The 24,149-nt window shown below is 72.1% G+C and carries 25 protein-coding genes; 11 read left to right on the top strand and 14 right to left on the bottom strand.

All coding sequences use genetic code 11. The features are described 5' to 3' along the window. Positions 1-53 precede the first annotated feature (53 nt). From M4I32_RS04585 to M4I32_RS04570, 4 genes are all read left to right on the top strand, one after another. Positions 54-350: a GNAT family N-acetyltransferase gene (locus M4I32_RS04585; protein WP_319033305.1), complete on the top strand. Its 297-nt coding sequence runs from the start codon at positions 54-56 to the stop codon at positions 348-350. A gap of 41 nt (positions 351-391) precedes the next feature. Next, positions 392-811, top strand: a complete 420-nt coding sequence (locus tag M4I32_RS04580; protein WP_319033353.1) for a DUF1622 domain-containing protein — start codon at positions 392-394, stop codon at positions 809-811. 78 nt (positions 812-889) lie between these two features. Then, positions 890-1,192 carry a hypothetical protein gene (locus M4I32_RS04575; protein WP_319033304.1) on the top strand — a complete coding sequence of 101 codons (303 nt, stop codon included), beginning with the start codon at positions 890-892 and terminating at the stop codon, positions 1,190-1,192. After that, positions 1,192-1,455 carry a hypothetical protein gene (locus M4I32_RS04570; protein WP_319033303.1) on the top strand — a complete coding sequence of 88 codons (264 nt, stop codon included), beginning with the start codon at positions 1,192-1,194 and terminating at the stop codon, positions 1,453-1,455. The genes M4I32_RS04575 and M4I32_RS04570 overlap by 1 nt, the downstream gene beginning before the upstream one ends. A gap of 15 nt (positions 1,456-1,470) precedes the next feature. Here M4I32_RS04570 and M4I32_RS04565 read toward each other — a convergent pair whose 3' ends face one another. The 9 genes from M4I32_RS04565 to M4I32_RS04525 form a co-directional block, all read right to left on the bottom strand. After that, the gene (locus M4I32_RS04565) at positions 1,471-2,904 is read right to left on the bottom strand and encodes an NADH-quinone oxidoreductase subunit N (RefSeq protein ID WP_319033302.1); all 1,434 of its coding nucleotides are present in this window, start codon (positions 2,902-2,904) and stop codon (positions 1,471-1,473) included. 3 nt (positions 2,905-2,907) lie between these two features. Further along, positions 2,908-4,389, bottom strand: coding sequence for an NADH-quinone oxidoreductase subunit M (locus tag M4I32_RS04560; RefSeq protein ID WP_319033301.1), 1,482 nt, complete (start codon positions 4,387-4,389; stop codon positions 2,908-2,910). Positions 4,390-4,391: 2 nt separating this feature from the next. Next, a complete protein-coding gene (locus M4I32_RS04555; protein ID WP_319033300.1) occupies positions 4,392-6,365 on the bottom strand; it encodes a proton-conducting transporter membrane subunit in 1,974 nt (657 codons plus the stop codon). Further along, the gene (locus M4I32_RS04550) at positions 6,362-6,664 is read right to left on the bottom strand and encodes an NADH-quinone oxidoreductase subunit NuoK (RefSeq protein WP_319033299.1); all 303 of its coding nucleotides are present in this window, start codon (positions 6,662-6,664) and stop codon (positions 6,362-6,364) included. Before M4I32_RS04550 ends, M4I32_RS04555 begins: the two co-directional genes overlap by 4 nt. Beyond that, positions 6,661-7,236 carry an NADH-quinone oxidoreductase subunit J gene (locus tag M4I32_RS04545; RefSeq protein WP_319033298.1) on the bottom strand — a complete coding sequence of 192 codons (576 nt, stop codon included), beginning with the start codon at positions 7,234-7,236 and terminating at the stop codon, positions 6,661-6,663. The genes M4I32_RS04550 and M4I32_RS04545 overlap by 4 nt, the downstream gene beginning before the upstream one ends. 1 nt (position 7,237) lies before the next feature. Then, complete coding sequence (locus M4I32_RS04540; RefSeq protein WP_319033297.1) at positions 7,238-8,182, bottom strand: complex I subunit 1 family protein; 945 nt, start codon at positions 8,180-8,182, stop codon at positions 7,238-7,240. Continuing rightward, on the bottom strand, positions 8,175-9,341 hold the full coding sequence (locus M4I32_RS04535; RefSeq protein ID WP_319033296.1) for a hypothetical protein: 1,167 nt from the start codon (positions 9,339-9,341) through the stop codon (positions 8,175-8,177). The genes M4I32_RS04540 and M4I32_RS04535 overlap by 8 nt, the downstream gene beginning before the upstream one ends. Then, positions 9,332-9,676: an NADH-quinone oxidoreductase subunit A gene (locus M4I32_RS04530; RefSeq protein ID WP_319033295.1), complete on the bottom strand. Its 345-nt coding sequence runs from the start codon at positions 9,674-9,676 to the stop codon at positions 9,332-9,334. The genes M4I32_RS04535 and M4I32_RS04530 overlap by 10 nt, the downstream gene beginning before the upstream one ends. A gap of 292 nt (positions 9,677-9,968) precedes the next feature. Continuing rightward, complete coding sequence (locus tag M4I32_RS04525) at positions 9,969-10,736, bottom strand: alpha/beta hydrolase (RefSeq protein WP_319033294.1); 768 nt, start codon at positions 10,734-10,736, stop codon at positions 9,969-9,971. A gap of 98 nt (positions 10,737-10,834) precedes the next feature. Here M4I32_RS04525 and M4I32_RS04520 point away from each other — a divergent pair, with 98 nt between their 5' ends. Then, positions 10,835-12,394 (top strand): MFS transporter, encoded by a 1,560-nt coding sequence (locus M4I32_RS04520; protein ID WP_319033293.1) that lies wholly within the window; start codon positions 10,835-10,837, stop codon positions 12,392-12,394. Here the strand turns inward: M4I32_RS04520 and M4I32_RS04515 are convergent, their stop codons facing one another. Beyond that, the gene (locus M4I32_RS04515) at positions 12,395-12,883 is read right to left on the bottom strand and encodes an 8-oxo-dGTP diphosphatase (protein ID WP_319033292.1); all 489 of its coding nucleotides are present in this window, start codon (positions 12,881-12,883) and stop codon (positions 12,395-12,397) included. Between the two features lie 116 nt (positions 12,884-12,999). Between M4I32_RS04515 and M4I32_RS04510 the strand changes: the two genes are divergently transcribed. From M4I32_RS04510 to M4I32_RS04495, 4 genes are all read left to right on the top strand, one after another. After that, entirely contained in the window at positions 13,000-14,160 is a 1,161-nt protein-coding gene (locus tag M4I32_RS04510) for an exonuclease SbcCD subunit D (RefSeq protein ID WP_319033291.1), read from the top strand. Then, positions 14,157-17,255, top strand: coding sequence for an SMC family ATPase (locus M4I32_RS04505; protein WP_319033290.1), 3,099 nt, complete (start codon positions 14,157-14,159; stop codon positions 17,253-17,255). The genes M4I32_RS04510 and M4I32_RS04505 overlap by 4 nt, the downstream gene beginning before the upstream one ends. 40 nt (positions 17,256-17,295) lie before the next feature. Next, positions 17,296-17,475 carry a hypothetical protein gene (locus tag M4I32_RS04500; RefSeq protein ID WP_319033289.1) on the top strand — a complete coding sequence of 60 codons (180 nt, stop codon included), beginning with the start codon at positions 17,296-17,298 and terminating at the stop codon, positions 17,473-17,475. A gap of 113 nt (positions 17,476-17,588) precedes the next feature. Further along, complete coding sequence (locus tag M4I32_RS04495) at positions 17,589-18,710, top strand: Fic family protein (RefSeq protein ID WP_319033288.1); 1,122 nt, start codon at positions 17,589-17,591, stop codon at positions 18,708-18,710. On the opposite strand, the gene M4I32_RS04490 is transcribed toward M4I32_RS04495, so the two are convergent. Together M4I32_RS04490 and M4I32_RS04485 are read right to left on the bottom strand one after the other, a co-directional pair. Then, positions 18,703-19,134 (bottom strand): DUF4395 family protein, encoded by a 432-nt coding sequence (locus tag M4I32_RS04490; RefSeq protein ID WP_319033287.1) that lies wholly within the window; start codon positions 19,132-19,134, stop codon positions 18,703-18,705. The genes M4I32_RS04495 and M4I32_RS04490 overlap by 8 nt on opposite strands. Before the next feature lie 437 nt (positions 19,135-19,571). Next, on the bottom strand, positions 19,572-20,132 hold the full coding sequence (locus M4I32_RS04485; protein ID WP_319033286.1) for a nucleoside phosphorylase: 561 nt from the start codon (positions 20,130-20,132) through the stop codon (positions 19,572-19,574). A gap of 61 nt (positions 20,133-20,193) precedes the next feature. On the opposite strand from M4I32_RS04485, the gene M4I32_RS04480 reads away from it, so the two are divergent. Both M4I32_RS04480 and M4I32_RS04475 read left to right on the top strand, forming a co-directional pair. Beyond that, complete coding sequence (locus M4I32_RS04480) at positions 20,194-21,237, top strand: hypothetical protein (protein ID WP_319033285.1); 1,044 nt, start codon at positions 20,194-20,196, stop codon at positions 21,235-21,237. A gap of 1 nt (position 21,238) precedes the next feature. Beyond that, a complete protein-coding gene (locus tag M4I32_RS04475) occupies positions 21,239-21,850 on the top strand; it encodes a nucleoside deaminase (protein WP_319033284.1) in 612 nt (203 codons plus the stop codon). A 27-nt stretch (positions 21,851-21,877) separates the two neighbouring features. On the opposite strand, the gene M4I32_RS04470 is transcribed toward M4I32_RS04475, so the two are convergent. Together M4I32_RS04470 and M4I32_RS04465 are read right to left on the bottom strand one after the other, a co-directional pair. Further along, positions 21,878-22,534, bottom strand: a complete 657-nt coding sequence (locus M4I32_RS04470) for a response regulator transcription factor (RefSeq protein ID WP_319033283.1) — start codon at positions 22,532-22,534, stop codon at positions 21,878-21,880. Next, positions 22,534-24,084 (bottom strand): HAMP domain-containing sensor histidine kinase, encoded by a 1,551-nt coding sequence (locus M4I32_RS04465; RefSeq protein ID WP_319033282.1) that lies wholly within the window; start codon positions 24,082-24,084, stop codon positions 22,534-22,536. Before M4I32_RS04465 ends, M4I32_RS04470 begins: the two co-directional genes overlap by 1 nt. Positions 24,085-24,149 lie beyond the last annotated feature (65 nt).

Here is a 24,149-nt window from a genome sequence, read left to right as displayed (position 1 = left end):
CGACGCTCGCGTGGATGCGGCCGACTCCCGGCGGGCGGGTTTAGTCTGCCGTGGTGACTTCGCTGACATTCGAGAACGAGCGGGATGCCTCCCGCTGGACCCTGCGCCGCGGCGACGACCTCGTCAGCGCGCTGGACTACCGCGACGACGGCCGAACCGTGGCCATGACGCGCGCGTACACGAACCCCGCCTTCCGGGGCAACGGCTACGCGGGCGAGGTCGTCGACCGCGCCGTCGCCGAGCTCGAGGCCGCGGGCGGGCGCGAGGTGATCCCGGTATGCTGGTACGTCGCCGAGTGGTTCGACGCGCACCCCGAGCGCCGCGGCATCCTCCAGAAGAGATCCGCGTAGCGCTCGCGAGCGGTCGCCCCCTCTAGGCTGACCGCGTGGACATGGAGCACGTATTCACCGCCGTCGCCGTCGGACTCGAGGCCGCGGGCGCCATCGCGATGATCGTCGGCTTTCTCATCGCGCTCGTCCTCGGGCTGCGTGCGCTCGGGCGGCGCAAGGGGGCCCACGACGCCTATCAGGTGCTGCGCACCACGCTCGGTGCGGCGATCCTGCTCGGGCTCGAGATCCTCGTGGCCGCGGATCTGATCCGCACGATCACGTCGAAGCCCTCGATGGAGGATGCCCTCATCCTCGGTCTGATCGTGCTGATCCGCACCGTGCTGTCGATGTCGATCCAGATCGAGATCGAGGGGGTGCTGCCCTGGCGGCGGGCGCTGCTGCGAAGCGGCGGGCAGGTGCTCGCCGAGCAGGTGCGCAGGGACCGCGACGAGGGCCGCGAGCAGGGCGACCGGCAGCTGTAGAGGCGGCCGCGCCTCGTCAAGCCCCTCGCCTGACGCCCGCCGAGGCGGCAGAGTGGGAGCAGACAGAAGGAGGGTGCCATGACGAATCGCCACGACCACGGCGGCGCCGATCTGCCCGAGGGCGTGATCGACGCGGACCCGCCCGGCGGCTGGGAGAGCGGCGCGATCGCCGACGACGAGACGGCCGAGCAGAGCCGCGAGGCGGAGGGGTCTCCGGAACTCACCGACGCGTACGGTGTCGAGCCCGGGTCTGAGTACGGCGACGAGCGCGACGCCGAGTCGGGCGCGGCCCCCTCGCAGGATGTCGAGACCACCTCGCCGGGTGGTGACACCGACCCGGACCTCATCCACGAGGACGACCGCTCCGAACAAGGATCATGATGTCGAACACGCCGAACGAACCCGCCGACCCGAACACTCCCGCTCCGCGGCCCGGTGAGCAGACCGAGCCCGCGATGGACACGCATCCCACCGACGACACCGCGCGTCTGGCCGGCATCGTCGAGCAGACCCGCGCGGACGTCGGGCACAAAGACGCTGAGGCGATCGAACAGGTGCTGCGCGAGCGCATGGGACAGGTGGGCGTGACCGCGCCGGATGCCGAGGTCCGCAGCATCGCCGAGAAGCTCGCCACGGGCGGCTGACCGGCGCGGCGAGCCTCATCCGCCGGGCATCGTGCCGCCTGTGACAGCGGACCACAGCAGCCCGGCGCCGATGCCGGCCGCCAGCGTTCCGGCTGCCGCGACGATGGCCACTGCCGTGGACCAGCGCGTTGTCTCGGCTGTCGCCGGGTCGTGCTCGCTCCCGGCGCCGGCGTCCTCCGCGCCGGGGTCGGCCGCGAGGAACGCGGGCGCGAGCCAGCGCAGGTAGTAGAACAGGCTGAGCACCGTGGTCGCGAGCAGCGCCACGGCCAGCCAGGCGGCTCCGCCCGCCCACGCCGCAGCCGAGACGGCGAGCTTGCCGACGAACACGGCGGTGGGGGGCGTGCCGACGAGCCCGAGCAGCGCGACGAGCAGGGCGGCGGCCAGCCACGGGCGCCGGCGCGCCATGCCCCGGTAATCGCCGAGCTGCCGGGCGCGCGGTTGCGCCACGGTCACGGCGAACGCCCCCACGTTGGCCAGCGCGTATGCGGCGAGGTAGATCAGCAGCGCCGGCACGGCCATCGGCGTAACGACCGCGGCCGGCACGAGCAGAAAGCCCGCCTGCCCCACCGTCGACCACCCGAGCAGGCGGCGTGGATCGCGCTGCGCGTAGGCGGCCAGGTTGCCGAGCAGCATCGTCACGACGGCGAGCACGCCGACGAGCGCACCCCAGACCGCAGCGCCGGGCAGCGCATCGACGAAGCGGAGCACCGCGACGAGCGCGCCGATCTTCGGCACGGTGGTCACGAAGGCCGCGACCGTGCCGGTGGCGCCGGATGCGGCATCCGGCACCCAGAAGTGGGCGGGCACCGCCCCCGCCTCGAACAGCAGACCCGCGAGCACCCCCAGTGCGCCGACGGCGACGACGGCGACGGGTGCACCGGCGAGCGCGGCGGGCAGCTCGCCGTACACCGTCGTGGCGCCGAGGCCGTAGAGCAGGGTGACGCCGCCCATCAGCACGATGCCGAACATCGCACCCAGCAGGTAGGTCTTCATCGCCGCCTCGGCCGGCAGCGCGCCCCCGCGCAGTCCGAGCAGGCCGTACACCGGGATGCTGGTCAGCAGAAATCCGCAGATCAGCACGAGCAGGTCCGCCGCGCCGCCGATCACGAGTGCGCCGGTCGTGGCGAACAGCAGCAGGGCGTACAGCTCGCTCTCACGGGCATCCGCGGCCCACTCGTCGCCGGCCAGGCCGAGCACGAGCAGCGCGGCCGCCGGGGCGACGATCCGCACGCCGTGCGTCAGAGCATCGAGGGCGAAGGTGCCCGAGAAGGCCGAGGGCGGGGAGTCCGTCGCCGCCACCGCCGCTGTCACGATCGCCGCGACGAGGGCGGCCGCCGCGAGGGCGCGGCCGATCCACTGGCGGCGGCGGGGCAGGAACGAGCCGAGCACGAGCACGCCGAGCCCGCCGAGAAAGACGAGCAGCTCGGGGAGCAGCAGCAGGGGGTCCACCGGCTACCCGCCCACGAGGTCCACGAGCGTGGCGGCCGCGGGGTCGATCACCGCGAGCAGCACGACCGGCACCACGCCGATCAGCACCGAGAGTCCGAGCAGCGGGGCGACCGACCAGAACTCCGACCGCGTCGTGTCGGTCACCGCCGCCGACCGCTCGCCCGGTTCTCCCGTGAAGACGCGCTGGTAGGCGCGCAGCAGCAGGGCGGCGGTGAGCAGGATGCCGAGCAGCGCGATCGCGGTGACGGGCAGGGCCGCGATGCTGCCGACGAAGATCTGGAACTCGGCGATGAATCCCGAGAAGCCGGGCAGTCCGAGCGAGGCGAACGCGCCCACCGCGAAGAGCGCGGCGAACCGGGGCGCTGCGCGGGCGACACCGCCGAAGTCGTCCATCCGGTAGGTGTTCGCCCGCCGCAGCAGCACGCCGGTGAGCAGGAACAGCGCGCCGGTGATCAGCCCGTGGCTGACCATCTGGGTGACGGCGCCGGCCGCGGCCAGGCGACGTGCGTCAGCATCGGCCGACACGATGCCGACAGCGCCGAGGGCGAGCACGACGTAGCCCATGTGGTTGACCGACGTGTAGGCGATCGTGCGCTTCAGGTCGGTCTGACCCAGTGCCGCGAGGGCGCCGTAGAGCACCGAGAGCACGCCGATTGCCACGATCACCGGCGCCCAGGCCCGCCACGCCTCGGGCAGGATCGGCATCGCGATGCGCACGAAGCCGTAGGTGCCCATCTTCAGCAGCACCGCGGCCAGTATGGCGGACCCGACCGTGGGCGCGTCGGTGTGGGCGGGCGGCAGCCACGTGTGAAAGGGCACGGTCGGCGTCTTGATGGCGAGCCCCAGAAAGATCGCCGCGAGCACGGCGGTCCCCACGGCGCCGCCGTCGAGGGGCTGCGCCGCGACCAGTTGCGGGATGTCGAAGGTGTGGGGGTCGGCCGCGACGTACAGCCCGATGAAGCCGAGCAGCAGCGCCAGCGACCCGAGGAAGGTGTAGATGAAGAACTTCAGCGCGGACCTGCCGGGCCGGCCATGCCCCCAGCCGGCGATCGCGAAGTACATGCCCACGATCGACAGGTCGAAGAAGACGAAGAACAGCAGCAGATCCTGCGCCACGAAGACGCCGATGCTCACCGTCTCGAGAAAGAGGAACAGCGCGGCCTGCTGGCGCGGACGACGCCGCTCGCGCAGCGCGAAGAGCGCGCACGCGACGAAGATCACGGCCGTCATCGCGATCAGCGGCAGCGAGAGCCCGTCGACGCCGAGGTGGTAAGAGCTGTCCACGCCGGGGATCCAGGGGGTCCGCTCCTCGAACGCCAGCCCGGTCTCGGAGGGGTCGAACAACGCCCACGCGACCGCGACCAGCACGACCTCGATCGCGCTGATGGCGACCCACGTCCAGCGGGCCGCGCGGTCGCTCACCCGGGGGATGGCCGCGAGCACGACGGCGGCGGCGAGGGGCAGGAAGACGAGAATGCTGAGCATGTTCATCCCAAGGTCAGGAGAAGCAGGACGATGACGACGGCGGCGGCGAGGGCGACCACTGCCTGAAGGTAGTACTGATGCAGCAGACCGGTCTGCGCCCGGCGGGAGCGGTGGCCCACGGCCCGGACGCCGCGCGCGAAGCCGTCGACCGTGCCGTCGACCCCGCGATCGTCGACCGTGCGCGTCAGTCGGGCGAGCCCCCCGACGCCCCGGCTCGTCTGCCGCACCGCGCCGTCCGCCACGACGTCGTCGGTGCGCGCGGTGGCGGTGCCGAGGCGCCGCCCGCCCGCCGCGACGAGGTCGGGCACGCGATCGATCACCCGGTCGTCGAAGCGGGCGAGCAGGGTCGCGGAGGCGAGCACGGGGCGGATGAGCCCGGCGTGGGCGGCGCGCTCGAGGCCCAGCCATGATCGCGACCATGATGCCGCCCATGCCGGGGTCGGCAGCCGGTCCCGGCGCACCGCGACGGCCACGGCCGCGCCGACCGCTATGGCCAGCACGGCGGTGGCGAGCATGCCGGCCGGGCCGGGCTCGGCGAGCACGCCGCCGACCGCCTCGGCGAGCGGGCGCATCAGCGCAGGCGTCGCGGGTGCGATCAGCGCGACGGCCGCGACGGCGAGCGTCAGCACTGCCACGCGTTGGGCGGGTCGCACCCGGCCGCTGCCCGGCTCCTCCTCGTCGCGCAGGCGCTCGGCCGCCTCGCCGCGGGGGCGTCGGATCAGCGCGAGCGCTCGTACGGCGTAGGCCGTCGTGAGCGCGACGGCGACGAGCCCGGCGGTGTACAGCGCCGGCGAGCTCTGCAGCGCGGTGGCGAGCACCGCGTCCTTCGTCCACCACAGCGCCAGCGGGGGAACGCCCGCGAGCGTCAGCGCGGCCGCCGTGAACGACCATCCGATCACCGGCCAGCGCGCGGCAGCGCCGGCCAGCCCGGCGAAGCGCTTGGTGCCGAGGGCGCCCAGCCACGCGCCCGCGGCGAGGAACAGCGCCGCCTTGGTCGCGGCGTGCGCGAGCAGGTGGGTCGTTCCCGCCGCCGTGGCGGCGAGGCCCGCGGCGCAGACCGCGAAGCCCAGCTGCGACGCCGTCGAGGCGGCGAGCAGCTGCTTCAGGTCGTCCTGCGCCAGCGCCACGACGCCGAGCGCGACCGCCGTCGCCATCCCGATGCACGCCACGGTCCACGCCACCGCGGGGGTGACCTCGAGCAGCGGCACGATCCGCAGCAGCAGGAAGGCCCCGAGAGCGACCATCGCGGCCGAGTGCAGCAGGGCGCTCACGGGGCTCGGCCCATCCATCGCCCGCGACAGCCAGAACGAGAAGGGCAGCTGCGCCGCCTTGCCGAGCGCGGCCAGCGCGATCCCCGCGGCGATCGCGTCGCGCCATCCGGGCGGCGCCTCGGCGAGATCGGCGAATGCCATGCCGGTGCCGGCGGCGACGGCGAGACCGGCGGCGGCGTAGAGCCCGAGGTCGGCGGTGCGGGTGGCGAGAAAGGCCGTCAGTCCGGACGACACCCGCCGCCGCTCCCACCAGCGGAAGCCGATCAGGGCGTACGAGGCGGCGCCCATGACCTCCCAGGCGAACAGCAACGTCACGAGGTTCGCTGCGACCGCGGTGACGAGGGCGGCGGCGGCGAACAGCAGCATCAGTCCGTGAAAGCGTGCGGGCGCCGGCATCCGCGACCCGATCGTGAAGACCAGCACGAGCAGCGTCACTGCGGCGATCGCGGGGAGGAACGCGGCGGCGAGCGCATCCACGCGCAGCGCGAGGTCGATGCGCGCGAGAAAGGGGGCGGATGCCGCGGGCCGGGTCAGCGCCGCCGCGACCGCGAGGATCACGACGACGCCCGCCGCGCCGATCGAGGCCGCGGTGGCGACGCGCTGCGGCGGCCGCAGCACCAGCAGCAGCACCCCCGCGACGGCGGGGACAGCGACGAGCGCCCAGAGCAGAAGTCCAGCGGGGGGCAGCGCGCCGGCCGAGGTCATCCGCTCAGCTCCGTGGCCGAGTCGGTCATGTCGGTGCCGCGGTGGCGATGCACCAGCGTCGCGATCGCGAAGCCCATCGCCATCTCGAGCGTCATCGCGGCGACGATGACGAGGAGCAGCACCTGGCCGGTCGGCTCGGGCGCCAGGAACCACCACACCCCGGCCGCCGCCAGGATGAGGCCGTTGATCATCAGCTCGAGGCCCATCATCACCATCACGATCACCTGCTGCGAGAGCGCGCCGAACAGGCCCACGCAGAACAGCGCGGCGGCGACGAGCAGCACGGTCTGCAGGGTCATCGTCTTGTCCGGCCCCGTCCCACTCCGCCCGGCTCCGGGTCGCGCGCGGGCCGCTGCGTCAGGTCGTCGCCGAAGCGGTCGTACCGCCCGCGCGAGTGCGCGATCACCACACCCGACACGATCGTCGCGACCATGATCGGGCTCATCACGAGCATGACGAGCATCTTCGACTCCATCACGGCGTCGCCGGCAGCCGCGGTGACGTCGGTGGCGGGCACCCCCGCGCGCTCGGGCCAGCTCATGAGCAGGATGCCGGCGGCGAGGGCGACGAACAGGGCCGCCGAGACGATCAGCGCCGTGCGGGTGCTGTGCCGCATGCTCATGGGCATGAGGGCCGGATTCATGCCCATGAGCATCACCATGTACAGGGCCATGATCGCCATCTCCATCACCATCATGAGGATGACGAGCAGGCCCATATAGCTCTGGTCCAGCAGCAGCACCTGCGCGCCCACCGCGACGAACGACGCCGCGAGGGCGTATGTGGCGCGGGCCATGGAATTCACGACGAACACCGCGACGCCGGCCGCCACGGCGATGGCGGCGAGCAGCCAGAAGATCACGGCGGGCATGTCACCCCTCTCCCGCGGCGACGGCTCCGACCGCCACGACGAAGTCCTGCACGATGATCAGCGGCAGCAGCACGACCCACCCCACCTCGAGGAACCGCTCGGGTCGCACGAGCGGGATCGCGCGGCGGATCGCGACGAGGGTGACCAGCACCACCGTCGTCTTGATGACGACCCACGCCCAGCCGGGCAGCACCGGTCCTGCGCCGCCGCCCAGGAACAGCGGCACGGCGAAGGCCGCGCCCGAGACGAGCACCGCGTATCGTCCGGCGACGAGCATCAGCCGGTCGGTGCCCGACAGTTCGGCGCCGACGCCGCCGGCGATGTCGGCGCCGAAGGGGGCGGCGAAGGGGCCGCTCACGGTCAGCGCGAGCACCGCGAGGCAGTACACGAGCAGGGCGACCGGCATGAGCACCGCGTACCAGAGGCCCTCCTCCTGCGCGGCGGCGATGACGGCGACGTCGAGGCTCCCCGCGGCGATCGCCGGTGCGGTGAGGGCGAACATCAGCGGCAGCTCGTACGCGATCGCGAGCGCCAGAAAGCGGTATCCGCCGATGAGCGGGTATGTGGAGTTGGGTCCCCATCCCGCGAGCCAGACGGCCGCCCAGATCGCCACGTCGAGTGCGTTGAACGCGACGATGCCGACCGGGCTCGAGATGAGGGGCTCGCCGAAGACCGGCACGAGCGCGAGCTTGAGCGCCGCGATGACGATCAGACCGTAGCGCCCGACGGCCCACAGCAGGGTGTCGGCCTGCGGCAGACGGCGGGTCGGCTGGCGCAGAAGACGCAGCAGCTCGCACCAGGGCGCGGCGAGCGCGGTGCGCACCGGCGTGCGCCCGGCACCGGACAGGAGCGCATCGGCCGTGACGGCGACGACGGTGAGCGCGGCGAGGAGGCCGCCGAGGGTGACGGCGGTGCCCAGAACGATCCACGGCGATGGTTCAGGCATGCGCGCGCCTCTCGGCCGCCGCGTGCGCGAGATCCAGCCCCGCCACGAGCAGCCGGGCGGTGGCGAGGTCGCGCCCCGTCACCGCTTCGCAGAGGGCTGGAAGCGGGTCGTCGGATGCCGGAGCCGCGGGCGGCACCGGCTCGGCTGCGTCGGCGAGCAGGGCGTGCAGGCGGTCCCAGGCGTCGCCGGCGTGATGCGCGGGCAGCCCCAGACGCCGCGCCTGCGCGGCATCGAGCGGGGCGGCGCCGCGCAGCGACCACCGCAGCAGCGGGGCGCGCCGCAGGCGGACGCGCTCGCGTAGCAGCGCGTCGCGCGCGGCATCGGCATCGCGACCTGTGTCGCCGTTCGCATCGGCCTCGGCGCCCCGCAGCATCCGGTCGCGGATGCGGCGCAGGCGCGCGGCCGCGGCATCCGCTCCGGCGAGCGAGAGCAGGCCGGCGGCGAGGTCGCACGATCGTGCGCCGGCGTGCGCCGGGTCGGGGGCCGCCAGCCGGTCGATCACCTCGGCCTCCGCGCGGGCCACGGTGTCGCCGTGCAGGGTCGCGACGAGGGTCAGGCCGGCGGGCCAGCAGGGCAGCACCGGGCCGAGCCGCAGGCGCAGGGCGTCCATCTCGAGGCCGTCGCGGATGTCGGGCTCTCCTTCGGCGAGCGGGATGCCGGAGGGCGCCATCTCGTGGCTGCCATGGCCCTCGTGGCCGCCCTCGCCCTCGTGGTCGCTGTGCCCATCGTCGCCGTCCCCGTCGGCATCGTGCTCGGCCGCGTGCTCGTGCTCGTATTCACCCGAGTCGTCGTCGTGCGCGTTACCGTCGCCGGGGTCCTGGCGTTCCCGGGCGCCGCGCCGCTGCCGGTCGTCGTCGGCGAGCCCGGCCTGCGCGGCATCCAACACGCCGATGATCTGCGCAGCCGTCGTAACGGTGCACCGCTCGCGCGGCCCCGGCAGCTGGTCCCGGATCCGGTCCGCGAGGGCGATGAGTTGCGGGCCGGCCGTGCCGCACGTCAGCAGCACGTCCGCGTCGGCGGGGGAGTGGGCCAGGCGCCAGCCGCGGGCGGCGATGGCGCTCTCGGTGCGCGCGCGCAGGACCCACGCGCCCGGCGCCTCGGCGATCAGCACCGCGGCCCTTGCGCTCGCCGCCCGGGCGAGCAGCGTTCTCACACCCACCGGAACACCCCTTCCCGCCAGGCCCAGACCACGGCGAGCAGCAGCGCGCCCAGAAAGAGGAACATCTCGGCGACGGCGCCCCCGCCCAGGCGTCCGACGACCACCGCCCACGGGTACATGAAGATCATCTCGACGTCGAAGGCGAGAAAGACCAGGGTCGCCGGATACCAGCGCACGTGGAACCGCGACAGCGCATGCTGCTCGGGCCGCCATCCCGACTCGAACGGCAGCGACTCGAGCGGCCGCCGCGAGACCGCGAGCGCGCGGTGCGCCAGCTGAAGCACGCCGACGCCGACCACCGTGACGACGAGCATCGACAGCAGTCCCTGCAACACGACATCCACCTCCCGACCACGTACGACGCTAGGCCAGCGTCCGCCCGGGCAGCCAGGCCTTGATCGTGCGCCGCGGAGTACGGTAGCGAGCAGTGCACCCGATGCGGCACCTGGCAGCGCGGCGCCCCTGACACTCGCGCTCGCCGCGCTCTTCCCCTGCCTCTCTCGCCCCCGCCCTCCGTTCGTCCGACGCAGAATGCGGGTGTGGATGCCGTCGACCCGCGAAGTGCGTCGGATGAACGACGCGAACGACGAGGGGCGCTCGCGAGCGGCACCCGGGCCCTGCCCTTGCTCAGGGGCGGTCGAGCCAGTCCAGGATGCGGTCGGCCGCCGGCCGCGCGTTCTTGATCACCGTCTCGTGGCCGTGGCCCGGGATCTCGGCGTATTCGGCCGTCGGGAGCAGGTCGACGACGCGATGACACCAGGCACGCGGCGAGACGAGGTCTTCCGCGCCGCGCAGCACCAGCGCCGGGCAGGTCACCCGTGGGTAGGCGTTCTCGGGCCGGTGCACCATCATCGCGCGGATCTTGCGGCGCAGGTGCGGGCCGGCGTGCAGGTACGCGCGGGCGCCGAGCAGCAGCACGGTCGGGCTCTCGTCGAGCAGGTCGCGGGCCAGGCGGCGCGCCTGCTCCCCGGTCCGCCGTGCGCTTGCGTCGACGCTCGGGGCGATCAGCACGAGTCGCGAGGCCAGCCCGTGGCGCACCGCCACCTCGGTCGCGACCTGCGAGCCCATCGAATGTCCGACCAGCACCACGTCGCCGAGTCCCTCGCCGCGCAGATAGGCCGCGACCAGGTCCGCCATGCGCTCGATGGTCGGCGTGCGGGGCGGCTCCGGCGCCTCCCCGTACCCGGGCAGATCGACCGCGATCACGCGGCCGCGCTCGGCGAGGATCTGGGCCAGATCGTCGAAGACGAGCCGGCCCATGCCGAGGCCGTGCACGAGCACGAAGACGGTCTCGCCCTCGCCCCGCTCGCTCGCGACGAGGGTCGACCCGTCGTGCGAGAACGTCCGCGAGGGCTGCTCGGATACCGGAGCGCCGCCGCTGCGGGAATCTGTCACCCGGCGAGGGTACCGCGCCACCCAGCCCCACGCTGCGGCCCTGCCCGATACGGCGCTCCCGCCCGGCACTGCCGTCCTGCCCGATACTGTGGGTGACGATGTCCGATGCCACGCCGCCCGCGACCCCGGAGGACCCGGATCGCACAGCCGCTCCCGCCACCCCGCACGATGGCGACAGCAGATCCGACCCCGGCACGCGCAGCATCCCGATCTCGTCGAAGCAGCAGTGGCGGGCGTTCTGGGTGTGCGTCGCCGTGGCGGGGCTCACGATCCTCGACCTGTCGAAGGTCAACGTCGCCCTGCCCTCGATCGAGGAGGGGCTCGGGTCCGGCCCGACCGCACTCCAGCTCGTCGTCGCCGGCTACGTGCTCACCTTCGGTCTGGTGCTCGTGCCGTCGGGCCGCATCGGCGACCAGCGCTCCCGCCGCGCGCTGTTCATCACCGGGCTGACGCTGTTCACGCTCACCAGCATCATGTGCGCCCTCGCGCCCAACACCCTCGTGCTCATGATCGGGCGTTTGCTGCAGGGCGTGGCCGCCGGCATCCAGATGCCCCAGGTGCTCGGCCTGATCCAAGAGCTTTTCCGCGGTCGCGACCGCGGCCGCGCCTTCGGCCTCTTCGGCGCGACGATCGGCGTGGCGACGGCGCTCGGCCCCACCCTCGGCGGGCTGCTTATTGCCCTCGGCGGTCCCGAAGACGGCTGGCGGCTGATCTTCTGGATGAACGTCCCCCTGTGCGTCATCGCGATCGGGCTGGCGGCGTGGGTGCTGCCGACGACCCGCAAGCGGGCCCCGAAGCGCCTCGAGCTCGACCCCGTCGGCGTCGTGCTGTTCGGCATCGTGATCCTGTCGTTGATGTGGCCGTTCCTGTTCACGACCGGCTCGCCCGACGACGATCCGCGCCGTTGGTGGGTGCTTGTGGTGTTCGTCCTGTTCGGCGCGGCGTTCATCGCGTGGGAGCGGCGGTACTCCGCCTCGGGCAAGAACCCGCTCATCCCCTTCTCGATCTTCCGCAGATCGTCCTATCGCAACGGCACGCTGCTCGCGACCTCGTACTTCACGGGCCTGCCCGCGCTCTTCTTGCTGACGACGCTCTTTCTGCAGGGCGGCCTCGACCTCGCGCCCGTCTATGCGGGCTTGGTGACGATGGGGTTCGCGCTGCCGAGTGCGCTGACGTCGTGGATCGGCGGAAATCTCGTCAACAAGTACGGGCGCCCGATCGTGCTGTGGGGTCTTACCGCGGTGCTCACCTGCATCGCGGGACTGGTGCTGATCGCGCTGTACGTGCCCGCCGAGTGGGCGCCGATCTCGATGGCCGCCGTCATGGTGCTGGGCGGCGCGGGCGGCGGGTTCGTCATCTCGCCCAACCAGACGCTCGCGCTGTCGGACGTGCCGGTCAAGCAGGGCGGGCTCGCCGGCTCGGTCGGCCAGCTCGGGCAGCGCATCGGCACCGCCGTCGGCACCGCCGTCGCGCTGTCGCTGTTCTACGCCACGATCTACCGCGAGCAGGACGAGGCATCGACCCTGGTCGTCTACCACGATGCCTACATGTACGGGATGCTGGCGGTCGCGCTCTTCGTCTCGATCGCCTTCGTGCTCGGCGTGATCGATCTGTCGTCGCGCCGCCGCAAGAAGCGGCGGCGGGCCCGACGCGGCTGATCACGCGAGGGCGGTGCGCCGTTCCGCCACGACGGTGGCCAGGTCGTCGCCGAACGTGTAGCTCGCCTGGATCGTCCCCCCGCGCAGGATGCCGGGCAGCCACCGCGACGCGTCGTCCCACATCCGCTCGTACGGCACCTCGCCGAGACCGAACCAGCGCGGCACGATCTCGTCGGTCTCGGCGGGCTCGCCGCGCCAGCGCGTGCACGTGAACACGTGCGAGCGCTGCGAGACGGTCGGCCGGGAGGGGAAGTGGTAGTCGAGCACGCCCGCCGGCTCGAGGTCGCGCTCGCGCACCTCGAGCGTGGTCTCCTCGCGCATCTCGCGTACGGCCGCGGCGAGCACGCTCTCGCCCGGTTCGACCTTGCCGCCGATGCCCACGACCTTGCCCAGCCCCAGCCCGGTGCGCTTGTATCCGAGCAGCACGTCGCCCTCGCCCACGGCTGCGGGACGCAGCAGGTAGACGACGCACACCTCGGGAAGGACCATGGCGTCAGGCTATGCCGTGCGTGTTTCGCGCCCGTGTCGCCCGGCCCCTGTCGCGTGATGCGCCGTTCGCCGCGGGCCTGCACGGTGATGTCGGCGGCCCCGCTTACCGTGGGAGCATGCGCATCCTCCACACCTCCGACTGGCACATCGGGCGCACCTTTCACGGCTCCCCGACGCTCGATGCGCTGCGTCAGGTGCTCGCCGCCCTGGTTGCGCAGGTGCGCGAGCACGGCGTCGACGTCGTGATCGTCGCAGGCGACGTGTTCGACCAGGCGACGCCGGCCGCGGAGTGCTACACGCTGCTCACGGGGGCGCTCCACGACATCCGCGAGGCCGGCGCCCGGGTCGTCGTCACCAGCGGAAACCATGACTCGGCGGCCCGGCTGGGGTTCCAGTCCACGTTCCTCGCCCAGGCCGGGGTGCACGTCGCGACCGATCCGACGGCGCTCGATGTGCCCATCACGATCGATGACGAGCACGGTCCGGTGCACTTCTACGGCATCCCGTACCTCGAGCCGACGATCGTGCGCCGGCTGTGGCCCGACACTCCGCTGCGGTCGCAGGCCGACACGATGGCGCACGCGATGCGGCTCGTGGGCGCCGACCGCGCGGTGCGGGGCGGGCGCTCGGTGGCGATCGCGCACTGCTTCGCCGCCGACGTCGAGCCGACTCCCGGGGTGGAGCGCGAGATCCGGCAGGGCACGCTCGACGTCGTGCCGCTCGCGGCCTTCGACGGGCCGGATTACGTCGCCCTCGGCCACATCCACGGCCGCAACACGCTGTCCGACCGCGTGCGCTACGCCGGCGCCCCGCTGCACTACTCCTTCGGCGAGCAGAGCAAGCCGCGCGGGTCGTGGCTCGTCGACCTGGACGCCGAGGGCCTGGCGTTCGTGCGCTGGCTCGACCTGCCCGTTCCCCGCCGCCTCGTCACCATCAGCGGGTCGCTCGACGAGCTGCTCGAGGGCGACCAGTTCGCGGATGCCGTCGACGCCTGGGTGTGCGCGCAGTACACCGACGCGACCCCGCAGCCCGACCCCATGCGGCGCCTGCGTGCCCGGTTCCCGCACTGCGCCACCGTGGAGCACCGTCCGCCGCACCGCGATGCCGACGAGCGCTCCGGCTACGCCGCCCGCGTCGGCGGCGAGGAGCGCAGCGACACCGACCTGGTCGACGCGTTCCTCACGCACGTGCGGGCGGGCGAGGGGCCCACGCCCGCCGAAGCCGAGCTGGTCGCGAGCATCGTGCGCGAGCGCGAGGGTGCGGAGACGCTGGCGTGAGAATCCACCGGCTCCAGGTCGAGGGGTTCGGGCCGTTCCGCGAATCGCAGAGCGTCGACTTCGACGCGTTCGAGGCCGACGGCATCTTTCTCATCGGCGGGCGCACCGGCACGGGCAAGTCGAGCGTGCTCGATGCGGTCTGCTTCGCGCTCTACGGCGGCGTTCCGCGCTACGAGGGGGGCGAGAAGCGGCTGCGCAGCGACCACTGCGCGCCGGAGGATCGAACGCTCGTCACGCTCGAGTTCACCGCCGGCGACGAGCGGTGGCGCATCGAACGCTCGCCGGAGTATCAGCGCCCCAAGCGCAACGGCACGGGACTGACCACGCAGGTCGCCGAGGCGCGGTTGGCCCGATGGGACGGTGCCGACTGGGAGGGTGTCGCCGCCCGCCCGCGCGACGTCGCCGAGCGCCTGCACGAGGTGCTGCCGCTGACCCAGGCGCAGTTCCTGCAGGTCATCTTGCTGGCGCAGAACCGGTTCGCCCAGTTTCTGCTGGCCGGCAACGCCGAGCGCCAGGCGCTGCTTCGCACCCTGTTCGACACCCGCCGGTTCGAGGACTACGAGAAGCAGATCGATGAGCGCCGCAAGCAGTCGGCTGCGCGCATCGAGGCCGAGGCCGGCGCGATCGAGCGGGTGCTCGACGAGGCCGAGCGGCTGATCGCCGAGCACGGGCTGTCGGATGCCGATGCTGGCACGCAGGCGGACGTGGATGGTTCGGGCGTGGATGCGGGGGAGCCCGCGCCGGAGGCCGAGGCCTCGCTCACGGAAACGATCGCCACTCGACTCGCGCACCTCGAGCGGGCCGTCGATCGCGCCGGCTACCGCGTCGAGACCGCCCAGCTCGCCGCGGAAGAGGCCACGCGGGTGCGCGACGCCGCGGATGCCGCGTATGAGACCGCCGCCGGCCAGCGGGCCCGCCAGCAGAAGCGCGCGGACTCGCGCCGCCGACTCGAGGGGCTCGAGCAGCGCGAGCCGATGATCGCCGGCGCCCGCGTCGAGCTCGCCGCTGCGGTGCGCGCCGACTCGGTGCGGGCGGCCACCGAGGCGCGGGAGCGGGCCGCCGACGCGTTCGAGACGGCGCGCGAGCGGGCGTCTGCGACCGAGGTGGCGTGGCGCGAGGCGACGGGGGCTGGCGAGGCCGAGACGGCGATCGACGATGCGGGGCCAGACGGGGCGGACCCGGGAATCGACGAGCTGCGCCGGCGAGCGGCGGAGGCGGCCGAGAGCGTGGGGTCGGTGCGACGTGCCGCCGAGCTCGAGTCGGGGTTGGCCGGCCGCCGTGCCGAGCTCGACGAGAACTCGGCTCGGGCCGACGAACTGCGCCGGCGACGAGCCGACGCCGAGCAGCGGTGCACCGGACGTCGCGCGCGGGTCGCCGAGATCGACGCCGAGCTGCCCGACCTGGCTGCAGGGGCGGCTGACCACGGTCCCGCGGCGACCGCGGGTGACGAGGCCGCGGGGCGGATGAGTGCGCTGGCCGAGGTGGAGCGCGCGGCGAGCGAGCGCGCGGCGGCCGAGGCGGCGCAGCTGGCCGCGCAGCGCGGGCTCGATGAGGCCAACCGCGCGCACCGCACGCTGCTGGAGCGCCGGCTGGCCGCGCACGCCGGCGAACTCGCCGCCGACCTGGTCGAGGGCGAGCCCTGCGCGGTGTGCGGCTCCACGGAGCACCCCGATCCGGCTCCCGTCGATGCCGACGCCGTCTCGGAGGGCGAGATCGACCAGGCGCAGGCCGCCCTCGACCGCGCGATGGCCGAGGTCAGAACCGCGTCCGACTCCGCCTCCGCGGCGCGCGATCGCCACGCCGCCGCGATCGCCCGCACCGGCGGGGCGACCCGCGACGAGTTGCAGGCGGCCCTCGACGCCGCACGCTCGCGCGTCGAAGCGGCCGAGACCGCGACCGCACAGCTCGAAGCCCGCCGTGCGGAGCGCGAGCGCGTGCACGCCGACCTCGCCGACGCGGAGGCCGAGCGCACGGCCCTCGCCGGCGACCTCGCGCAGCTCGAGGAGCAGCTCGCGATCGCCCGGGCGGCGCTCGACGCCGACACCGCCGCCGTCGCCGAGGCCCGCGCCGACTTCGCGACGGTCGCCGAGCGCATCGCGCACCTCGAGCGCACCGAGCGCACCGCCTGCGAGTTCGCCGACGCCCTCGCCGACCTGCGGGCGCGGGAGGGGAACCACCGCGACGCCGTCGCCGCCGAGCAGCGCGCTCTCGCGGCCGCCGAATTCGCGGATGCCGAGGCTGCGGCATCCGCGTGGCGCGACGCCGACGCCCGCGCCGAGTTGGACGCGTCGATCCGCGCGCACGAGTCGGCCCTGGCCGCGGAGAAGGCGACGCTGCTCGAGCTGGAGCTCGAGGCCCTGCCCGACGAGCCCGTGGATGTCGAGGGAGCGGAGCAGCGCCGCGCCGACGCGCGGGCGGCGTGCGACGCGGCGGTCAAGGCGACGCTCACGGCCGAGCAATGCCGCGGCACCCTCACGCGCCTGGCGCGGTCAGCGCAATCCGCACACGAGACACACGGGGCGCTGCTCGCCGACCACGAGGTGCTCGCCGGCCTCGCCGACGCGCTCGCAGGTCGCGCGCACAACACGCTGCGGATGAAGCTCGAGACGTTCGTGCTCGCCGCCGAGCTCGAGCAGATCGTGACGGCGGCCAACCTGCGGCTGTCCGAGATGTCCGACGGGCGCTACCGCCTACGCCACACCGACGCGCTCGCGGCGCGGGGCGCGGCGAGCGGCCTCGGCATCGAGGTGGTCGACGCCTTCACGGGGCGCGCCCGCCCCACCCAATCGCTGTCGGGCGGCGAGACGTTCCTGGCCTCCCTGGCCCTGGCGCTCGGCCTGGCCGAGGTCGTCACGGCGCGGGCCGGCGGCATCCGCCTCGACACGCTCTTCATCGACGAGGGATTCGGGTCGCTCGACGCGCAGACGCTCGAGACGGCGATGCGCACGCTCGACGAGCTGCGGCAGGGTGGCCGCACCGTCGGGGTGATCAGCCACGTCGAGTCGATGCGCGACCAGATCCCCGCCCAGGTGCGCATCGAGGCCACGGCCTCGGGCGCCAGCGTGATCCGCCAGGAGGTCGTCGCGCCGGTGTGAGACCGGCGAGCCGGGGCGTCGCGCCGGATAGGCTGGGGGCATGAAGAGCTCAACCGTCTGGACCGTCATCGGCGTGATCGTGGCGATCGTGATCGCCTGGCTGCTGGTGAACGTGCTCTTCTCGGTGATCGCGTTCGTCGCCAAGTTCCTGATCGTCGCCGTCGTCGCGGTGATCGTCTTCTTCGTGCTCCGCGCGGTCTTCGCCCGCTCCCGCGACTGAGTGTCGTCGAGCGCGGTTCTCCACAGACCAACTTTCTTTACAGGTCACGAAAACGTGTAAATATTCTGTCCTATTTTTTACATGTTTGAGGGATATGTCCGTATCCTTGCACCATGATCTGGCAAGCCGATGTGCCGTTCAATGACCTGCCGCTGTTGCCGCCTGCTCACGACTTCGAGACGAAGAACGTGCTCCGCGCGACGATCACCGCCCGCGCGGCGATCGCGTCGCTGGATCAAGCGGCTCGACGCATGCCCAACCCCACAGCGCTGATCAACTCCATCCCCCTCCTCGAGGCGCAGGCGAGCTCGGAGATAGAAAACATCGTCACGACGACTGACGAACTCTTCCGCTACGCCCAGGATCCCTCCGAATTTGCAACGCCGGAGACGAAAGAGACGCTGCGCTACCGGGCGGCATTGTTTGCGGGGCTCGACGCCGTCGGGCGCAGACCGCTCTCGGCAAACACGGCCATAGACATCTGCTCCATCATCCATCGACGAGAGACGGGCGTCCGTCGACTGCCGGGCACGTACATCGGCAACCCCGTCACGAAAAGCGCGATCTACACGCCGCCGTCAGGGGAAGGGGTCATCCGGGACAAGCTCGCCAATTGGGAACGCTTCATCCACACGGCCGAGGAGGGTATCGACCCGCTCATCGTCATGGCCATCGCGCACTACCAGTTCGAAGCGATTCATCCGTTCGAGGATGGGAATGGGCGGACGGGACGGATTCTGAACGTGCTCCAGCTGGTCCAAGCGGGCCTCCTTCAGTCGCCCATCCTCTACCTCTCGCGCTACATCATCCAGAACAAGGACGATTATTACCGCCTTCTCCTCGCCGTCACGCGCGATGAGGCGTGGGAGGAATGGATCCTCTTCATGCTCAACGGGCTCCGACGCACCGCCGAGAACACGCTCCAGAAAGTCGATCAGACTCAAGTGCTCCAAAGCCGAGTCAGGGAGGAGATTCGTCAACACACCACGGCGGGGTCGAACTCGGATCTGCTCGACATCCTCTTCGAGAACCCGTACTGCAGGATCGCCAATGTCATGGAGCGTTGCGCTGTCTCGCGCCCGACGGCCACCGCGTGGCTCAATGCGCTTGTCGCCGACGGTGTCCTCGTCGACGTCAAGGTCGGTCGAGACCGGCTGTTCATCAACGCCCGATTCTTCGAGATCCTTCGCCAGGACGAGGGCCTCACCGAACAACGGGAGCCGACACTCATATAGTGCCCGGGGTGTGATCCGTCGTGTTTCGTGCTGCTATGCGCTGGTCGCCTAAGTGACGATGTTGGTCCCCGGAAGCACCCCGCCAGAGACATTCCGAACCCACGCGCCAGGCGAGGAGCTTCGACCGTGCCTCCACCCATTCCGGGCGCTGCGGGCGGGTGATCAGCGCGCCCAGCAGGAGCGTGGGAGTGAGGCCCGTCCCCACAAACCGGCGCAGCATCATCTCGATGACGAACACGATTCCGAAGATCCGCATCGGCTGCAGGTCGTCCGTGACCACACCCCAGAGCCACGTCGAGAACCCGCCGAGGAAAAGAATCCCCGCCGAAGCTCGTACCGCCCTCTCATTCACGACCGGAACATCAAGGCCCTCGACCCACTGACCGACGACGGGCCGTTCCTTCTCCGGCTGTGACGGCTGCATACCGATCACAATACCCTGGGGGGTATACTGAGCTCGAACTCGATTCGCGAAAGGTGCAAGAGATGTGTGCTCGGGTGACGTGTGGCCGGTGCGGCGAAGTTACGTGGCACAACGTCGACCTCCAGTCGGCCGGGTTCCACAAGTGACGCCGGCAGAGGCGCACGTGGCCACCGGCGTCCGAGCGTTGCCCTCGACGCAACTTCACTCGAAGAGATCGAAAAGCTCTACATGATGCTCGCCGGACGGCGAGCCCGACAAGGAACCACATGTGCTACCAAACGACCTGCAAGAAGTGCGGCAAGACGACCTGGAAGGGCTGCGGACAGCACGTCGACCAGGTGATGCGTGGAGTCCCGAAGTCCGACCGATGCCAAGGGCACGTCCACGAACCCGCTACCGGCTTCTTCGCCCGCCTCTTCGGCCGCTGATCCGCGCCCTCAGCCGCCGTACTCGACCCGGAACCGCTGCCAGAGCAGCGCGCTGCACGCCGTGACGGTCTCGCGCCAGTCGGTGATCGCGTCATCCTGCGCCCGGTCCGACACCGCCTTGAACACGCGCACCGGCACCCCGTAGCGCCGCGCCACCCACGCGTACGCGTAGGTCTCCATGTCGACCATGCCGGCGCCCAGCCCCCGGATCGCGGCGACCGCGACCGCGTCGTCGACGAAGTTGTCACCCGTCGCGATCGTCACGCCCTCCCCGTCGTTCAGGCTCAGCACGGGCGGCAGCGACACGTGCTGGCCGACGATGCCGTCGATGTCGGTCACGTCGTGCTGCAGCGCGGCGACCACCTCGTACACGTCCGCCTCGAGGGCCGCGTCGATCGCGCCGCCGGTGCCGAGCACCACGATCTCGTCGTAGTCGCCGTTCTCGAGCGTGCGGGTCAGCTCGACCGCCGCCTGCAGCTTGCCCGGGCCGGTGACCAGGCGCTCGAACCCGGGGATGTCGGCGGGAAAGGCGACGAGTTCGGCGTCGAGCGCCGCGACGAGGAGTTTCACTCCGCAATTCTGGCAGGGCCGGCGTTACCGCGCCGAAACACGGCCACGGCAGTCTTACGTCGTGCTCAGCTACGCCGACTACCTGCAGCTGCTGCCCAAGACCGAGCTGCACTGCCACTTCACCTCGATCATGAGCGCAGAGCTGTTCGTCGAGCTCGCCGACAAGCACGGGGTGTCCCTGCCGACGACCGATCCCGAGCGGCTGTTCGACTACCGCGACCTGCGCGACTTTCTCACCGCCTTCTCGCTCGCGCACGACGTGCTCCGCGAACCCGAGGACTTCGTCGCGGTCGCCCTCGACGGCGTGCGGATCGGCGTCGAGACCGGCAACCTGCGCTACCGCGAGTACTTCATCAACCCGCAGTACTTCGCCGCCCGCGGCATGACCTACCGCGACGTGCTCGACCCGGTCATCGCCGGGCTCGAGCAGGCCGAGGCCGAGTACGGCGTCGGTTTCCGCATCGTGGTGGGCATCAATCGCGGCGACAGCGCGGCATCCGCCCTCGAGCTGGTCGCCGACATGGCCGCGCACCGGCATCCGCGGGTCGTCGGCCTGGGCATGGACGACCTCACGCCCGACGGCCGCGAGGCCCCCGCTCTCTTCGCCGATGCCTACGCCCTCGCCCGGCGCGAAGGGTTCCTGCTGAGCGCCCACGTCGGCGAGACCGACCGCTCCGAGGCCGATTCGGTGCGGGTGGCGATGCACGATCTGCGGGTCGACCGCATCGACCACGGCTACCGCGTGCTCGACGATCCCGACCTGGTCGCCGAGGCGCGCGAGAGCGGCATCGCCTTCACCGCCACGCCGATCTCGACCACCATCTGCTCCGGGTGGCACCTCGACCCCGCCCACCGCATCCGCGGCATGATCGATGCCGGCCTGAACGTCACGGTGTCGACGGACGACGCGATGTTCTTCCGCACCGACATCGGACGGGAGTATCGCGAGGGGCTTGTCGCGCTGGGGGTGGATGCCGCCGGCGCCAAGCGCATCGCGCTCGCCGGGGTCGACGCCGCCTTCTGCGACGACGACGAGAAGGCGCGACTTCGCGCACACTTCCGCGCGCAGTTCGCCGCGCTGGATGCCCTGCTGGAGGAGAACTGACATGGACATGGCCTACCTGACCACCGGATACGACGTGCAGCTGCCGGCGTGGATCGCCGACGAGCTCGCGCAGGTGCCCGAGACGATCCCCGACCGCGACGAGCGGATGGCGCTGGTGCACCGCCTCGCCGACCGCAACTGGCGCGAGGGCGCCGGCGGGCCCTTCGCGGCCCTGGTCGCCGAGGTCGCGACCGGACGCATCGTGTCGGTCGGCGTCAACGTGGTGCTCGCCAGCGGGATCTCGTCGGCCCACGCCGAGGTCACCGCCCTCGGAACCGCCCAGAGGAACATCGGCTCGTGGGACCTCGGGGGCGCCGACCAGCCCGAGCACGAGCTCGTCGTCAACTGGCGCCCGTGCGTGCAGTGCTACGGCGCCACGATGTGGTCGGGCGTGCGCTCGCTCGTCGTCGCCGGGTCGGGCCCCGAGCTCGAGGAGATCAGCACCTTCGACGAGGGGCCCATGGTGGCAGACTGGGCAGAGCAGTTCGAGGCCCGCGGCATCCGCGTGACGCAGGACGTGCTGCGCGACGAGGCGATCGCGGTGTTCCGCGCGTACCGCGAGGCCGTCGACTCGGGCGGCCTCACGGTCTACAACGCACGGGCCGCGGAGTAGAGCCGGGGCGGCGCACGCACCGTGGCGTCACACCAGGCGGTAACCGGCGCCGCGCACCGTCTCGATGCGGTCGGCGCCGAGCTTCTGCCGCAGGTAGCCGACGTACACGTCGGCCACGTTCGATCCGGGATCGAAGTCGTACCCCCACACGCGGCTGAGCAGCTGCTCGCGGCTGAGCACCTGTCCGGCGTTTCGCACCAGCTCTTCGGCCAGGGCGAACTCCCGCGCCGACAGCTCGACCGCCTCGCCCGCCAGGTGGGCGCGTCGGGTGCGGACGTCGAGGGTCAGATCGCGGTGACGCAGCTCGGATGCCGGGGCGGCCTCGTCCGCGCGCATGCGCAGGCGGATGCGCGCGAGCAGCTCGTCGAAGCGGAACGGCTTGCCGAGGTAGTCGTCGGCGCCGCCCTCCAGCCCCGCGACGGTGTCGTGCAGCTCCACGCGCGCGGTGAGCATGATGACGGGCAGACGTGAGCCGGAGCCGCGCACCTGCTCGAGCACCTCGAAGCCGTCCATACCCGGCAGGTTGACGTCGAGCACGAGCAGGTCGAACTCGCCCGTCTGAGCGAGTGCGAGAGCGTCCGGCCCGGTCGCCGCCACGGTCGTGGCGAAGCCCGCAGACCGCAGGCCCTTCTCGATGAACCCCGAGATGCGCTTCTCGTCGTCGGCGATCAGGATCGAGGCCATCAGCGCTGCTCCTCGATCACGTCGGTGGGTGCGGTGGCTGAGCCGTGCGCGACGGCGTGGGGGAGCGGCACGGTGGTCGCCGGTGTCGCCGACTCGGTGGGCAGCGGCGGCCGCTGCGGCAGCGGCGCGGCGATCGGCAGGGTCAGCACGAACACGGCGCCGCCGCCGTCGGCGTCCCGCACCTCGGCGGTCCCGCCGTGGGCGCGGGCGATCACCTGCACGATGTTCAGGCCGAGTCCGCTGCCCGCCCGAGTGTCGTCGGCGCCGCGCTGAAAGCGCTCGAAGACCCGCTCCTTCTCGGCATCCGCGACGCCCGGCCCGTAGTCGCGCACCCACAGCTCCAGGTCGTCGCCGACGCGGCGGCTGCCGATCACGATGCCACCGCCGCCGTGCGTCACCCCGTTCTGCGCCAGCTGCAGCATCGCCTGCGTGATGCGCTCGGGGTCGAGCACGGCGACGACGTCGACGGCGGGGCCGGCCGCGACGTCCGCCCCCTCGATCCGCTCCGCCTTGCTCACGATCTGCCGCACCAGGTCGGCCGTGTCGACCGGGCGGGGCGAGATCGGGCGCGGCCCGTGCAGCGACGCCGAGCGGGCCAGATCCTGCACCAGGTTGCCCATCCGGTCCAGCTCGTCGACGGTGAGGGCCTGCGTCTCGCGCACGTCGGCGGGGTCGTCGGGGTCCATGACCTCGACGTATCCGCGCACGATGGTGATCGGGGTCTTCAGCTCGTGCCCGACATCGTGCAGCAGGCGTCGCTGCGACTCCAGCGACTCGTCGAGCCGGTCGAGCATGGCGTTCATCGTCTCGGCCAGCTCCGAGACGTCGTCGCGCCCTTCGATCGGCAGCCGCTCCGACAGGGAATGCGCCGATACGCGCTCCGCCGTCTCGCGCATCGTGCGCACGGGACGCAGCAGTCGGCCGGCGACGAACCAGGCCACGCCGGCGATGACGACCACGGCGATGGCGGCGGCGATCAGATACACCTGCGCCGCGACGTTGATCTCGGCCAGCTCGCCCTCGATGTCGTACGCCATGGTGAACAGCGTCTCGGCGGGCTCCGGGGAGCCCTCGATCGCGATCGGCGCTGCGAGATACTGCCACGTCACGCCGTCCTCGGCATAGACGCCCGTCACGGGCTGGCCGTTCGCCGTGGCCTCGACCACGTGCGGCACGAACCCGGCGGCCTCCTGCAGATCGACATCCAGCGAGATGCCCGGGGCCAGCGCCGCTTCGCCGTCGATGATGCCCAGCGCCCCGGTGTTGTCGTCCGGGCTCATCCGCTGCACGACGGCGGCCAGCGCCTCGGTCGATGTCGACCAGTCGTCGTCGGTGACGCCCTGTGCCACGAGAAAGCGCGCCGACTCCAGCCCCGCATCGAGCCGATCGTCGATCTGCGCCAGGATGCGGGTGCGCTCGACGGCATACACCGCCGCACCGACCGAGGCCATGCCGAGTGCCGCGACGATCGTGATCACGGCGATGATCCGCGTGCGCACCGATGGCGCGGGAAGGCGGCGCGGGGTCGGGTGGCTGGCGGACGAGGTCACGCCCTCAGTATCGCGGGCGTTGACGCTGCTCCAGCCGAATATAAGAAACGTCTCACGACCCTCTC

Source organism: Microbacterium sp. LRZ72, from assembly GCF_033792225.1.
Taxonomy (GTDB): Bacteria; Actinomycetota; Actinomycetes; order Actinomycetales; family Microbacteriaceae; genus Microbacterium.
The sequence above is the reverse complement of the archived record's forward strand: the minus strand, read 5'-3'. Positions and strand labels throughout refer to the sequence as shown.

Coding starts and splice junctions, on each gene's coding strand:
- M4I32_RS04475 (WP_319033284.1), top strand. CDS start 21,239: ATGGACATGGCCTACCTGACCACCGGATACGACGTGCAGCTGCCGGCG.
- M4I32_RS04540 (WP_319033297.1), bottom strand. CDS start 8,182: ATGCCTGAACCATCGCCGTGGATCGTTCTGGGCACCGCCGTCACCCTC.
- M4I32_RS04520 (WP_319033293.1), top strand. CDS start 10,835: ATGTCCGATGCCACGCCGCCCGCGACCCCGGAGGACCCGGATCGCACA.
- M4I32_RS04570 (WP_319033303.1), top strand. CDS start 1,192: ATGTCGAACACGCCGAACGAACCCGCCGACCCGAACACTCCCGCTCCG.
- M4I32_RS04515 (WP_319033292.1), bottom strand. CDS start 12,883: ATGGTCCTTCCCGAGGTGTGCGTCGTCTACCTGCTGCGTCCCGCAGCC.
- M4I32_RS04500 (WP_319033289.1), top strand. CDS start 17,296: ATGAAGAGCTCAACCGTCTGGACCGTCATCGGCGTGATCGTGGCGATC.
- M4I32_RS04510 (WP_319033291.1), top strand. CDS start 13,000: ATGCGCATCCTCCACACCTCCGACTGGCACATCGGGCGCACCTTTCAC.
- M4I32_RS04555 (WP_319033300.1), bottom strand. CDS start 6,365: ATGACCTCGGCCGGCGCGCTGCCCCCCGCTGGACTTCTGCTCTGGGCG.
- M4I32_RS04575 (WP_319033304.1), top strand. CDS start 890: ATGACGAATCGCCACGACCACGGCGGCGCCGATCTGCCCGAGGGCGTG.
- M4I32_RS04550 (WP_319033299.1), bottom strand. CDS start 6,664: ATGACCCTGCAGACCGTGCTGCTCGTCGCCGCCGCGCTGTTCTGCGTG.
- M4I32_RS04490 (WP_319033287.1), bottom strand. CDS start 19,134: ATGCAGCCGTCACAGCCGGAGAAGGAACGGCCCGTCGTCGGTCAGTGG.
- M4I32_RS04545 (WP_319033298.1), bottom strand. CDS start 7,236: ATGCCCGCCGTGATCTTCTGGCTGCTCGCCGCCATCGCCGTGGCGGCC.
- M4I32_RS04495 (WP_319033288.1), top strand. CDS start 17,589: ATGATCTGGCAAGCCGATGTGCCGTTCAATGACCTGCCGCTGTTGCCG.
- M4I32_RS04470 (WP_319033283.1), bottom strand. CDS start 22,534: ATGGCCTCGATCCTGATCGCCGACGACGAGAAGCGCATCTCGGGGTTC.
- M4I32_RS04580 (WP_319033353.1), top strand. CDS start 392: ATGGAGCACGTATTCACCGCCGTCGCCGTCGGACTCGAGGCCGCGGGC.
- M4I32_RS04560 (WP_319033301.1), bottom strand. CDS start 4,389: ATGCTCAGCATTCTCGTCTTCCTGCCCCTCGCCGCCGCCGTCGTGCTC.